Source organism: Bradyrhizobium sp. CCGB12, assembly GCF_024199845.1.
Taxonomy (GTDB): Bacteria; Pseudomonadota; Alphaproteobacteria; order Rhizobiales; family Xanthobacteraceae; genus Bradyrhizobium.
The window spans coordinates 3,263,535-3,274,957 of sequence record NZ_JANADO010000001.1; the positions used below are offsets into that span (position 1 = coordinate 3,263,535).

13 protein-coding genes are annotated in these 11,423 nt (G+C 64.1%); 2 read left to right on the forward strand and 11 right to left on the reverse strand.

Annotated features, from left to right (window positions below):
* The first annotated feature begins 2 nt into the window (after positions 1-2).
* Complete coding sequence (locus tag NLM27_RS15740) at positions 3-785, forward strand: sulfite exporter TauE/SafE family protein (RefSeq protein ID WP_254144170.1); 783 nt, start codon at positions 3-5, stop codon at positions 783-785.
* A 2-nt stretch (positions 786-787) separates the two neighbouring features.
* Here NLM27_RS15740 and NLM27_RS15745 read toward each other — a convergent pair whose 3' ends face one another.
* The 11 genes from NLM27_RS15745 to NLM27_RS15795 form a co-directional block, all read right to left on the reverse strand.
* Positions 788-1,492: a glutathione S-transferase family protein gene (locus tag NLM27_RS15745; protein WP_254144171.1), complete on the reverse strand. Its 705-nt coding sequence runs from the start codon at positions 1,490-1,492 to the stop codon at positions 788-790.
* Between the two features lie 90 nt (positions 1,493-1,582).
* Positions 1,583-1,729, reverse strand: coding sequence for a hypothetical protein (locus NLM27_RS15750; RefSeq protein ID WP_254144172.1), 147 nt, complete (start codon positions 1,727-1,729; stop codon positions 1,583-1,585).
* A gap of 209 nt (positions 1,730-1,938) precedes the next feature.
* Entirely contained in the window at positions 1,939-2,604 is a 666-nt protein-coding gene (locus NLM27_RS15755; RefSeq protein WP_254144173.1) for a DUF429 domain-containing protein, read from the reverse strand.
* Between the two features lie 23 nt (positions 2,605-2,627).
* Positions 2,628-3,827: a serine hydrolase gene (locus tag NLM27_RS15760; protein WP_254144174.1), complete on the reverse strand. Its 1,200-nt coding sequence runs from the start codon at positions 3,825-3,827 to the stop codon at positions 2,628-2,630.
* 69 nt (positions 3,828-3,896) lie between these two features.
* Positions 3,897-4,589, reverse strand: coding sequence for a GNAT family N-acetyltransferase (locus tag NLM27_RS15765; RefSeq protein ID WP_254144175.1), 693 nt, complete (start codon positions 4,587-4,589; stop codon positions 3,897-3,899).
* 4 nt (positions 4,590-4,593) lie between these two features.
* On the reverse strand, positions 4,594-4,941 hold the full coding sequence (locus tag NLM27_RS15770) for a Lin0512 family protein (protein ID WP_254144176.1): 348 nt from the start codon (positions 4,939-4,941) through the stop codon (positions 4,594-4,596).
* Positions 4,942-4,966: 25 nt separating this feature from the next.
* Positions 4,967-6,793, reverse strand: coding sequence for a chloride channel protein (locus NLM27_RS15775; protein ID WP_254144177.1), 1,827 nt, complete (start codon positions 6,791-6,793; stop codon positions 4,967-4,969).
* 108 nt (positions 6,794-6,901) lie between these two features.
* The gene (locus NLM27_RS15780) at positions 6,902-8,557 is read right to left on the reverse strand and encodes an acetolactate synthase large subunit (protein WP_254144178.1); all 1,656 of its coding nucleotides are present in this window, start codon (positions 8,555-8,557) and stop codon (positions 6,902-6,904) included.
* Between the two features lie 264 nt (positions 8,558-8,821).
* Positions 8,822-9,466 carry an O-methyltransferase gene (locus NLM27_RS15785; RefSeq protein WP_254144179.1) on the reverse strand — a complete coding sequence of 215 codons (645 nt, stop codon included), beginning with the start codon at positions 9,464-9,466 and terminating at the stop codon, positions 8,822-8,824.
* An 18-nt stretch (positions 9,467-9,484) separates the two neighbouring features.
* Positions 9,485-10,108, reverse strand: a complete 624-nt coding sequence (locus NLM27_RS15790; protein WP_254144180.1) for a PadR family transcriptional regulator — start codon at positions 10,106-10,108, stop codon at positions 9,485-9,487.
* Positions 10,109-10,379: 271 nt separating this feature from the next.
* A complete protein-coding gene (locus tag NLM27_RS15795; protein ID WP_254144181.1) occupies positions 10,380-10,931 on the reverse strand; it encodes a carboxymuconolactone decarboxylase family protein in 552 nt (183 codons plus the stop codon).
* 69 nt (positions 10,932-11,000) lie between these two features.
* Here NLM27_RS15795 and NLM27_RS15800 point away from each other — a divergent pair, with 69 nt between their 5' ends.
* The gene (locus tag NLM27_RS15800) at positions 11,001-11,417 is read left to right on the forward strand and encodes an MmcQ/YjbR family DNA-binding protein (RefSeq protein ID WP_254144182.1); all 417 of its coding nucleotides are present in this window, start codon (positions 11,001-11,003) and stop codon (positions 11,415-11,417) included.
* Positions 11,418-11,423 lie beyond the last annotated feature (6 nt).

The following is an 11,423-nucleotide window of genomic DNA, read 5'->3' on the forward strand; positions in this document are numbered from 1 at the left end:
CCATGTCGTGGATCCATGAACTGCTCGCCGGGATCGGCGTCGGCCTTGCCGGAGGGCTGACCTCCGGCTTCATGGGCGTGAGCCCGGGTGGCGGCCTCGTGATCTTTTCCGTGCTGCTGCTCGGCGCCGAGCAGCACGTCGCGCAAGGCACGTCGCTGATCGCGCAGGTGCCTCCGACGGGGCTTGCGGGCGTGCGCCGCTACTGGCAGAGCGGAAAGCGCAGCCCGTTGCCGTGGATCATCTGGATCGGCATCGGTTTCATGATCGGGGGTATCAGCGGCGGCTACGCCGCGTCCGCCGTCTCGGACTCGTTCCTGCAATGGTCTTATGTCGTGTATCTCGTCACGCTTATCGCAGCGCTGGTCCTGCGGCGTGAGCACAGCGACGGAGACGGCGAGACCACGATCCAACGCGAACTGCCCTGGCTGCCCCTGCTCTTCGTCGGCGCGCTCGCCGGCTTTTCCTCGGGCTTCATGGGCATCGGCGGCGGTCTTGCGATAACGGTCGGCCTCGCCGCGGGCCTGCGCGTGCCGCAGCACCAGGCGCAACTCGTCAGCCTCATCTTCTCGGTCGTACCGACCACCGTTCCCCCGGCATGGATCTACTGGACCAAGGGCCTCGTGGTCGGCTGGCCCGCCATCATCGGCATCCTCGCCGGTCTATACGTCGGCACCGATTTCGGCGCACGCATGGCCAACGGCGTCAGCAAATCGCTGCTGCGCCGGATGATGATCGGCTTCGTCGCGATGATGGCGCTCTACATGACCTACAAGGCGCTGAGCTAGCTTCACGGCCGCTTCGGAATGTTCAGCCCGCGCTCCACCGCCGGACGCGCCAGAGCGCGTTCGAGCCAGGCGCCAACCGATTTGAATTGGCTGAATGCAACGAGATCGCCGGCGCCGTAGAATCCGATGAGATTGCGCACCCAGCCGAGCATGGAGATGTCGGCGATGGTGTAGTCGTCATCCATGAACCATTGCCGGCCGGAAAGGTGCGTCTCCATCACGCCGAGCAGGCGCTTGGACTCGCTGACGTAGCGCTCCAGCGGCCGCTTGTCCTCAAAATCCTTGCCGGCGAATTTGTGGAAGAAGCCGACCTGGCCGAACATCGGCCCGATGCCGCCCATCTGGAAATGCACCCACTGGATGGTCTGGTAGCGGCGCGCGGCGTCCATTGGCAGAAGCTTGCCGGTCTTCTCCGCGAGGTACTGCAGGATCGCCCCGGACTCGAACAGCGGCAGCGGCTTGCCGCCGGGGCCGTTGGGATCGAGGATCGCGGGGATCTTGCCGTTCGGATTGAGCGAGAGGAACTCGGTCGTCTTCTGGTCGTCCTTGCCGAAATCGACGAGATGGACTTCGTAAGGCAGTCCGATCTCCTCCAGCATGATCGAGACCTTGACGCCGTTCGGCGTCGGCAACGAATAGAGCTGAAGCAATTCCGGGTGCTTGGCAGGCCAGCGTTTGGTGATGGGAAAAGCAGACAGATCGGACATCGGGACCTTTGATGCATGGACTGAGGCGTGCTCAATCTAGGCAAGACGCCATGCGGCGCAAGTCACTATTCGTCCCGACGAACCCCACGCTTATCGCGGCAGCGTTGCCATCGCCACGATCGGGGTCAATGCTTCATGTTGCAGTCGATACTCGATGAACCGTTGGCCCGTGATCACCAGCACGGCCGTAAAGGCAATCGCGAGCATCGCGGTGGCCAACTGGCAGACATCGTTCATGGTGTTCTGTCCCTCAGCAATCTTTGACCTCAACGTCCGCTAAGGGACCGTGTTCCTGGCCCACTTGAAATTATTGCTACTTTTTCCCGCCCTTCAATCATCCCGCGCAGGGACTATTGAGCCTTCCAAGCGTTGATGTGCGCCTGAAGCAAAGTCACCATCGTCGCGGCTATATAGGAGACGGAAACGCTCGCAAGGGATGACCGACTTCAATAGTTGATCTCCATCCTCAGCCCGCGCGGATCGATCTCGTCGCCGCCGACGCGCTGCGTGCTGTCGCGCGCAGCGACCGCGCAGGCGCAGGCATCGATGAGATCGTCGCGGCCGATGCCAGTGCCGTGGCGCCACGTCAGCCATCTTTCGATCCTGGTGAAGCCGCGGTCTTTCAGCAGGGCAATGCGCTGCTCGCGGCCGCGCGGCGACGACTTCGGTTCAAGCCGGACCCGGCCGGCGAGATTCCAGAAGATCAATTCCGGGTGCGCTTCGCCAACGATCGCTTGCCGCGCAGGCGTCATGATCGCGTCGACGTCCCTGATCTTGTCCCTGATATTCCAGAGCTGGGCGGACACGCCCCTGCCCTTGCCCTCGTGCTCCCAGTAGCAGCGATTGGCCGCAGCCATGTCGGGAAAGGTCCAGAGATCCCTGCGCGCGCCGAGAAACACGGCGGGGCCGACGAGCTCACGTGCATGCAGGTCGCACGCGCGATAGCCGTTCGGTTTCAATCCGATCGGCATGTCGATCATCGCGCGCGCGTGCGGCATCGCGAGCAGGCGCGTCAGGCCCGGTGAATAATCGAAACCGTGATCGCCGCGCTCGTCGATCCAGGCTGCGACCCAGCCGAAGCGAAACCCGTCGAGGCCGAGATAGTTCGGCAAGCTATCGATTCCGAGATCTGCGATCAGCCTCCGACCGCCTGATAGGCCAGGCGCTTGAACTCGAAGAAGAACGGATTCCAGAAGCCCATGTAGCGCTTGGTCATCAGCACCCCAGCGGTGTTGGCCTCGGGGCAGATCCACCAATGGGTGCCGGCAAGACCGCCCCACTGGAACTCGCCGGTCGAGTTCGGGGGATCGAACGGCGTCGGTGCGAAGGTGACGGCGCCGCCGAGGCCAAAGCCCTTGCCGGGGATCGGCCCGAGATTGGCGAAGCGGATGGTCTGGCCAGCGGGCAGCTGGTTCGTCATCATCTGCCTCAGCGTCTCCGGCTTCAGCAGAACGTCCGAGCCGGGCAGCAGCGCCCGCACGAGCGCCAGCATGTCGGGCAAGGTCGAGACCAGACCGCCGCCGCCGGACAGCCGCGGCAGCGGCCGCCGATAGGCCTGCGGATAAGGCAAATGGTCGGCCCGCGTCAGGCCGGGCTTCATGGGATCGAGCACATCGGCGCCATTGTAGAGCGCGACCAGCCTGCCATGCTGCGCCTCCGGCACGTAAAAGCCGGTGTCGGTCATGCCCAGGGAATCGAAGATGCGCGCCTTGAGGAAGGCGTCGAGCGGCTGGCCCGAGACGACCTCGACGACACGGCCGAGCACATCGGTCGCCACCGAATATTCCCAGCCGCTCCCGGGATGATAGGACAGCGGCAGACCGGCGAGCTGGTCGATCATGTCCGCGAGCGGCGTCAGCGGATTGAGGATCCGCGCCTCGTTGTAGCCTTTGAACAGCACCGTGCCGGGGTCGAAGATGCCGTAGCTGAGACCGGATGTGTGGGTCAGAAGCTGACGGATCGTGATCGGGCCTCTTGCGGGCTCAACGTCCGCCAGGCTCGTCGCCCCCTGTTTCAGCACCTTGCGATTGCCGAGCTGCGGCAGACATTTTTCGACGGCGTCGTCGAGCCCGATGCGGCCTTCCTCGACGAGCAGCATGATGGCGCAGGTGACGAAGATCTTGGTATTGGAGAACGCGCGGAAGATGTGGTCGGGCCGGAGCGCCGCCTTCGCCTCGCGGTCGGCAAAGCCCACGCATTGCTGGTCGACGACCTCGCGGCCTCGCAGCACCGCCCAGGACACGCCGGGAATGATCTCCTGATCGACGTAGCGCTGCATCGCCTTCCGCAGGGCGGAAAAATCAGCTGTCCTAAAATCAGGTGTCCTGGCGTCCATGCGTTTTCCCCAATGATGGCTTGGACGGATATAGCGCGAATTCGCCGGATATGAAGCCCGCGCTGCGGCTTATTCCTGCTTCATCAGCGCGGTGACGTGCAGGCGGCGGCGAACGCGCATACCCTGCCGCTGATAGAGTGCAATAGCGGACGCGTTGTGGGAAAATACGTGCAGGAAGGGAATTTCGCCGCGCGCCTCGATCTGACGCGCGACCGCCGCGAGCAACGCCTGCGCATAGCCGCGCCCGCGATGATCAGGATGCACGCAGACGGCCGTCATCTCGGTGAAATTGCCCGGCTTCATGCGCTCGCCGGTCATCGCCACCAGTTCGCCGCCGGCGCGAATGCCGAGGAATGTGCCGAGCTCATGCGTGCGCAGCGCGAATGGACCGGGCTTCGTTAGCGCGGTCAGTGCCATCATGGCGGGAACGTCGGCAGCCCCCAGGGGAACGATCTCGGCATCACGAAGCGGGCTGTCGGCGGGCGAGCCGATCATCTGCTCACCGGTGTCGGCGAGCACGACCTTGAAGCCGGCGGGGACGTCGACGGGCTCAGGCGTGAACAGCGCGGCGACCTGCGAGGACGACATGAGATCGCCGAGCGCCGCAAAGCTCGCCGCCGACATGTCGACCATGTCCGCAAAGGGCGTCATATCCACGGGATAGCGCAACGCTTGCGGGCCGCCCTCCGCCAGATACTTCTGGCTCGTCGTCAGCGCGCTCCAGATCGGACGATCCAGCAAAGTCACATCGCTATCGGACACCGGTCTAGTCCTTGTCGAAGCTGACGATGACGGCAGCATTGGCGATAAGGATGGGGTCGTTGGCGACTTCCGTGGCCGAGGGAATCTCCAGGCCACCCTTGACCACGTTGACGGTGACCGTGCCGTAAGGCAGCTCCTTCGCGACCGCGTCCTTGTCGACGGCTTCCGGATTGGGCACGGCGATCGTGACATCGACGAACATATCGTTCGCGGTCTTGCCGATCATCCGGAAGAAGCCGAGGCTCGAATGCCTGATCGCATCCGACACCGCGCGCTTGGCCGCCTTGGTGGCATCCCTGCCATGGACGTCGACGCCCATGCCCATCTCGGTGACACAACGAACGCGGGTCATTTCAAATTCCTGTCCGTGCTGGAGTTCAGAGAGGCTGACCTTCCGCGATCCGCGCCTCCGGCACAAGCGCCTTTTCGCGCAGGAAATATACGTTGCGGTCCTCCTCCTGTGCGTTCACGACCGCGCGAATTCGCAGCAGATCCTTTCGCGCGATCAGGCCGACCACGCGATGGCTGGCGCGGTCGACCACCGGCAGCCGCCCGAGATCGGAGGCGACCATGAGATCGGCCACCTGCCCCAGCACGTCGTCGGGATGCGCCACCACGCTAGAGGTGTCCGATACAACGTCATCGAGCGTTGAGGCCTGGTGATCGCCCTCGGTGCGCCAGCGCAGCACGTCGGCGCGGGTGACCATGCCGGAGAGCCGCCCGTCGGCGGCGATGACGGGATAGGATTTGTGACGGCGCTGATCCGAGGTGAAGAAAGCGACCGCCGCGTCGATGGGCATGTCCACCGGCAGCGTGTCGACCTTGGTGACCATGACATCGGCGGCGCGCAGCAGTTCGAACGGATCGATCGCGTATTCGCGCGTAATGTGCTGGCCCCGGCGCGCGATCTTCTCGGTCAGGATCGAGCGCTTCAGCAGCAATACCGTGACGGCGTGTGCTGCACCGGTTGCCGCGAGCAGCGGCAGCAGCATGTCGATATTGCCGGTCAGCTCGATGGCAAACATCACGCCCGTCAGCGGCGAGCGCATCGTGCCGCCCATCATCGCGGCCATGCCGACCAGCGCCCAGAATGACGCGCCGCCCGGCAGTACCAACCCTTCCATCCATCCGGCCGTGCCGCCGAGGATGAGCAGTGGCGCCAGCACGCCGCCCGACGTGCCTGAGCTCAGCGCGACCACCCAGATGGCGGACTTCACCAGCAGCATCCGGATCGCCTCGTCCCGCGCCATGTGACCGGACAAGAGGTCGGCGATGACGTCGTAGCCGACGCCGAGCGCGCGCGGATCCATGAGGCCGCCGAGACCGACGACGAGGCCGCCGAGCATCGGCCACCACATCCAGTGCACCGGCAGATGATCGAACAAATCTTCGATCGCGTAGAGCAGCCGCGTCATCAGTCCGGATTGCAGGCCGGCCACGATGCCGACGCCGATCGCAGCGATGAGGCCCCACCACGGCAGGTCCGGCCGCTCCGCGAACGGAAACAACGGTCCCGTCCCGAACAGCAGTGGCCGCCATGCGGCCGAGATCACCGCGCCCGTCACCACAGGCAGGAAGCTACGCGGCTTCCATTCGAACAGCAGCAGCTCGACTGCGAGCAGGACGGCTGCAATAGGCGTGCCGAAGATCGCGGTCATGCCTGCGGCCGCGCCCGCGACCAGCAGGGTCTTGCGCTCGGCTGCGGTGAGATGAAAACACTGGGCGAAGATCGAGCCGATCGCGCCGCCCGTCATGATGATCGGCCCTTCGGCGCCGAACGGTCCGCCGCTTCCGATCGACACCGCCGAGGACAGGGGCTTCAGAATCGCGACCTTCGGCTGCATGCGGCTTCCGCCGATCAGGATCGCCTCGATCGCCTCGGGGATGCCGTGCCCCCGGATCTTCTCCGAGCCGAACCGCGCCATCAATCCGATCACGAGGCCGCCGAGCGCCGGCGCCAGCACCATCCAGATCCCCGGATGGGCATTCGCCAGCGAGACGTTCTCGGTGCTGAAATGACCGAACCAAACCAGATTGGTGACGAGCGCGATCAGCTTCAGCAGGACCCAGGCGGCTCCGGCGCCGAGGCTGCCGACCAGCAGAGCCATGCCGATCAGGACCAGCACCCGGCGGTCGGCAGTGAAATCTCCGGGCTTGCCGCGAGGACGCGAGCGGCCGCCGGTTATGTCCAGGGTCTGGCGCATGGATTGCTCTTTTCGGGAGGATTCTTCGCGCCAGCCAATATATCGTAGCACGATATATATCAAGGAATGGCTGGTATGACCCTGCGGCCAATCCCAACGGCCCGGACGTTAATTCTCCCTCGCCCGCAGCTCGTCGACCAGCACCCGCACATTCTCCGAATAGTCGATCGGGATCACGACCAGATGCACGCCGCCCTCCTTGAAGGCCGCATCGAGCGTTGAGCCGAAGCTGTCGATGCTCGCGATCCGATGTCCCTTGGCGCCGTAGGCCTTCGCATAGAGGACAAAGTCCGGATTTCCGAAGGTCATGCCATAGTCTGCAAAATGATCAACGGCCTGCTTCCAGCGGATCATGCCGTAGGCGTTGTCCTCGAGCACCAGCACGACCAGATTGAGCTTGAGGCGGACCGCCGTTTCCATCTCCTGGCTGTTCATCATGAAGCCGCCGTCGCCGGCGACCGCGAGCACGCGGCGGTCCGGATGCAGCATCGCGGCCATCATCGCCGATGGCAGGCCGGCACCCATGGTCGCCAGCGCATTGTCGAGTAGCAGCGTGTTGGCGACGCGGGTGCGGTAGTTGCGCGCGAACCAGATCTTGTACATGCCGTTGTCGAGCGCGACGATGCCATTCTCCGGGATCACCTGACGGATATCATGCACGATCCGCTGCGGCGTCGGAGGCCAGCGCGCCTCGGTGGCGCGATCGGCGATGTGACTGAGGATCTCTTCACGCAACGGCAAGAGCGCCGCCGCCTGCGGCAGCTTGCCTTCGAGCCGATCCGCGAGCAGCTCCAGGCTGGGGCCGACGTCGCCGACGACTTCGGCGTCGGGAAAGTAGACCAGCTCGACACTCGCCGGCGTGTAGCTCACGTGAATCACCTTGGGCCCCGACGGCCCCATGATGAAGGGCGGCTTCTCGATCGGGTCGTGGCCGATGGCGACGATCAGGTCGGCGGCATCGATCGCGTCATGGACATAGTCGCGCTCGGACAGCGCAGCGGTCCCCATATAGAGATTGGTGCCGCCAGGCACGGTGCCCTTCCCCATCTGCGTGGTGAAGAACGGAATGCCGGTGCGCCGCACGAAACTTGCGATGCCATGCGTCGACCGGGGCCGGCTGGTCGCAGCGCCCATCATCACCAATGGACGTTTTGCGGCCAGGATCATCTCGGCGGCGCGGTCGAGCGCGGCACGATGGGCAACCGGAATTTCGATCGGATGGACCGGGATCACGGGGACGGGCGGCACTTCATCGCCGGCGATGTCCTCCGGCAGTTCGAGATGCACCGGCCCCGGCCGCTCCTCCATCGCCACGCGAAAGGCGTCGCGCACCACAGTCGGGATGCTGGAGGCGCTGACGATCTGCCGCGACAATTTCGTCAGCGGCTTCATGGTCGCGACCACGTCGACGATCTGGAAGCGCGCCTGCCGGCTGCTCATGATCGGCTTCTGGCCGGTGACCAGGATCATCGGCATCGCACCGAGATGCGCATAGGCCGCACCGGTGGACAGATTGAGCGCGCCGGGCCCAAGCGTCGACAGACACACGCCGGGCCTGCCGGTCAACCGCCCATGCGTGGCAGCCATGAAGGCGGCGGCCTGCTCGTGGCGGGTCAGGACCAATTCGATTTTCGATGTGCGCAACGATTCGACGAGATCGAGGTTTTCTTCGCCGGGCACGCCAAAGATGCGGTCGACGCCTTCGTTTTCGAGCGCCGCGACGAACAGGTCCGATCCTTTGACTTTCCGTTCCTGCCCACTCATGCCGCCTCCGCTTGCTGCTGGCTTCCGTGCTCCGGGAGCGGGCGCATGGTAGCCAACTGCAGCTTCAGCACAACTCACAAAGCGGCGCGCAGCTCGATCCACCGTCATTGCGAGCGAAGCGGAGTAATTAGAATATTTCTGCGGAAGCAATCTGAGTTGCTTCGCTGCGCCCGCGATGAAGTGGAATATTTTGGCTCGGCGGCTTGACCGACGGTTTGGGCGTTTTGTCCGACGAGCGACGCAAGGTGTTGTAGGCGAAGGCCCTCACTTCACCTTCAACGACAGCTCCGTACCGCCCTTGAGTGGCAGCGTCATCGACACGAAACCGTTTTTGGGATCGCGGATGTAGGCGAGATAGTCGGGCTCGGCGTTGTCGTTCATGACGTAGCCGCCGACGCGCAGCTGCGGCGCGACGATCTCGATCACTTCGCGGGCGAGCGACGGACCACCCTCGCCGGGCCAGCCGTCGATCAGCACGAAATCGACGGGGGCGCCGAGATCGCGCAGTGTCTTGCGGGCGTCGCCTTCGCGGATCTCGGCATAGTCGGCCAATCCCGCTTCAGCGAGGTTGCGTTTGGCGGCTTCGACCTTGGCCGGCACGATCTCGGAGCCGATCACGGTGCCGCCGCCATTGTCGCGGATGGCCGCCGCGAAATAGAGCGTCGACATGCCGACGGAGGTCGCGAACTCCGCCACGCGGGTGGCGCGCAGGCCGCGGCACAGCAGGTAGATCAACTCGCCCTGCTCGGGATGGATCGAAAAACCCTGCTCGGCATAGGCGTGAGGATCGCGGCTGTTGAAGGAGCTGCGCGGTCCGCCGCCGGACGGCCGCTGCCCCACGCCTTGCAGGCGCGCGATGACGGCGTTGACGCGGGGATCTTGAATCGGGCCATGCGGCTGATCAATCATCGCTTGCTTCCCTTATCGTCACTTGCCGAGGATTTCCGTGGCCGCGCGATCCAAGATCGCGGCGATGCGGCGCGCCTCGGCGGGGTCGCTGCCGTGCCTGGAGCGCAGCGCGCGCTTGAGGTTGTGGCGCGCGCGGTGCAATTCGTCGGAGGCATCGGCATCGAGGTCGCTAACGCCCGCAAAGGCTTCGCGCACCTCGTCCATGCGGCGTCCGATCCGCGACAGCGCCTGGAGGATCGCATCAGCGGTTCCGCGCTGCTCGGCGAGATAGACCTCGCCTTGCTGTGTGATGCTGTAGAGCTTGCGGCCGCCATCCTGCGCGACGCTCGCATGCCCAACCTCTTCGAGATAGGTCAGCGCCGGATAGATCACGCCGGGGCTCGGCGCATAAAACCCCTCCGAGCGTTCCTCGATGATCTTGATCAGCTCGTAGCCATGGGCGGGCTTGTCGGCGAGCAGGGCCAGGATCACGAGCTGGAGGTCCTGCGAGGACAACCGCCGCGCGCCCGGAAAATCGTCGCCGCCGCGCCCGAAAAAGCCATGCCCGCCGCGGCCGAAGCGATGCCGTCCGCCGTGCCGGCCCATAGCGAAGGCGAAGTGGAAATCCCGGTCGTCTCGGCCGTGGTGCTTGTCACGAAACATATCTTACATCTCCTCTTTAGATGTATCTTAAGATACGTTTTGAGATACAAAAAACAAGGCCGAAGTCCGCAATTTTTGTCTGAAGGCCTGTTTCGCCGGTAAAATCAGCTCACTACGGCGGCGGATGCGATTGCGGCTCACGGCCGATCAGGAACTTCAATGGGGCCGGTTCTGAATAGCCCCGTCGAACCGATCCTGTGCTTCGCCGAAATAGCCGATGTCAGCGTCGTCCCAGATCGCGAAGACGGGATCGCCGTCCACACGCGGCCCGTCACTCCGCGGCCTCGCTGCGGAGCACGCCCTGCTCGACCTCGAGCTGGAGGATGTCGTTGAAGCGGTTGAAGGCGCCGCACAGCGCGATGCGCCAGGTCAGCTCGACGATCTCTGCTTCCGAGAAGTGGGCGCGCAGGCGCGTGAAGATTTCGTCGCGCGTCCTGTTCCAATTGTTGGTGACAGCGATGGAGTATTCGACGACAAGCTTGTCGAGCTCATCGAGCTCGGGATGATCCTTGTAGTTGATAAGCTGCGCAGCACCCTCCTCCGACACGCCCTGCACCGCGAGTTTCGGCGCGTGATGGGAAACGCAGTAATCGCATTTGTTGAGCAGCGATACCGTAACCAGCGCCAGCTCGAGATACCGTTTCGAGATCATGCCTTCGCTGGCGAGATCGACCAGCAGCGACCACATATGCTTGAAGATCGGCGCGCGATGCGCCATCACACCGGCCTGGTTCTCGAACGCGCCATAGGTCGTCATCTTGTCCCACAGCGGTCGCAATGCTTCAGGCAGATCGTCCCTGGTCTTGATCGACACGCGCGACATGGCATTCCATCCTTGGTTGGAACATGCATGCTGCCACAAAGGTGTGCCGATGTCCGCTATTGCAATCGCATGACTCCCAAAACGTTCGAACACCGCTGCCTGCGCCTGCCCGCCGCCACCAAGGTGGTGCAGTGGGAGGGCACCTCCGTGTTCAAGGTCGGTGGCAAGATGTTCGCAATCAGCGGCGGATTCACCGCCGGTTCCGGTGGCTACATGTTCAAAGTCTCGAACATGGCCTATTCCATGCTGATCGAGCACGGCCTGGCGCGGCCTGCGCCCTATCTCGCGCGGGCCAATTGGGTGCAGCTTGCCAGCAACAACACACTGCCGGATGCGGAGCTCACGGCTTATATCGCCCAGGCCCATGCCTTGATCGTGGCAAAGCTGACGCGAAAGACGCGCAAGGAGCTTGGGCTTGTGTCGCCGGAGGCTGGCCAGCATGACGATCTCCGCGTGCAGCGGATCGGCCACGCGCGGCGACATTGAGCTTTC

Coding starts and splice junctions, on each gene's coding strand:
- NLM27_RS15790 (WP_254144180.1), bottom strand. CDS start 10,108: ATGTTTCGTGACAAGCACCACGGCCGAGACGACCGGGATTTCCACTTC.
- NLM27_RS15770 (WP_254144176.1), bottom strand. CDS start 4,941: ATGACCCGCGTTCGTTGTGTCACCGAGATGGGCATGGGCGTCGACGTC.
- NLM27_RS15750 (WP_254144172.1), bottom strand. CDS start 1,729: ATGAACGATGTCTGCCAGTTGGCCACCGCGATGCTCGCGATTGCCTTT.
- NLM27_RS15785 (WP_254144179.1), bottom strand. CDS start 9,466: ATGATTGATCAGCCGCATGGCCCGATTCAAGATCCCCGCGTCAACGCC.
- NLM27_RS15775 (WP_254144177.1), bottom strand. CDS start 6,793: ATGCGCCAGACCCTGGACATAACCGGCGGCCGCTCGCGTCCTCGCGGC.
- NLM27_RS15760 (WP_254144174.1), bottom strand. CDS start 3,827: ATGGACGCCAGGACACCTGATTTTAGGACAGCTGATTTTTCCGCCCTG.
- NLM27_RS15800 (WP_254144182.1), top strand. CDS start 11,001: ATGACTCCCAAAACGTTCGAACACCGCTGCCTGCGCCTGCCCGCCGCC.
- NLM27_RS15740 (WP_254144170.1), top strand. CDS start 3: ATGTCGTGGATCCATGAACTGCTCGCCGGGATCGGCGTCGGCCTTGCC.
- NLM27_RS15780 (WP_254144178.1), bottom strand. CDS start 8,557: ATGAGTGGGCAGGAACGGAAAGTCAAAGGATCGGACCTGTTCGTCGCG.
- NLM27_RS15745 (WP_254144171.1), bottom strand. CDS start 1,492: ATGTCCGATCTGTCTGCTTTTCCCATCACCAAACGCTGGCCTGCCAAG.
- NLM27_RS15795 (WP_254144181.1), bottom strand. CDS start 10,931: ATGTCGCGCGTGTCGATCAAGACCAGGGACGATCTGCCTGAAGCATTG.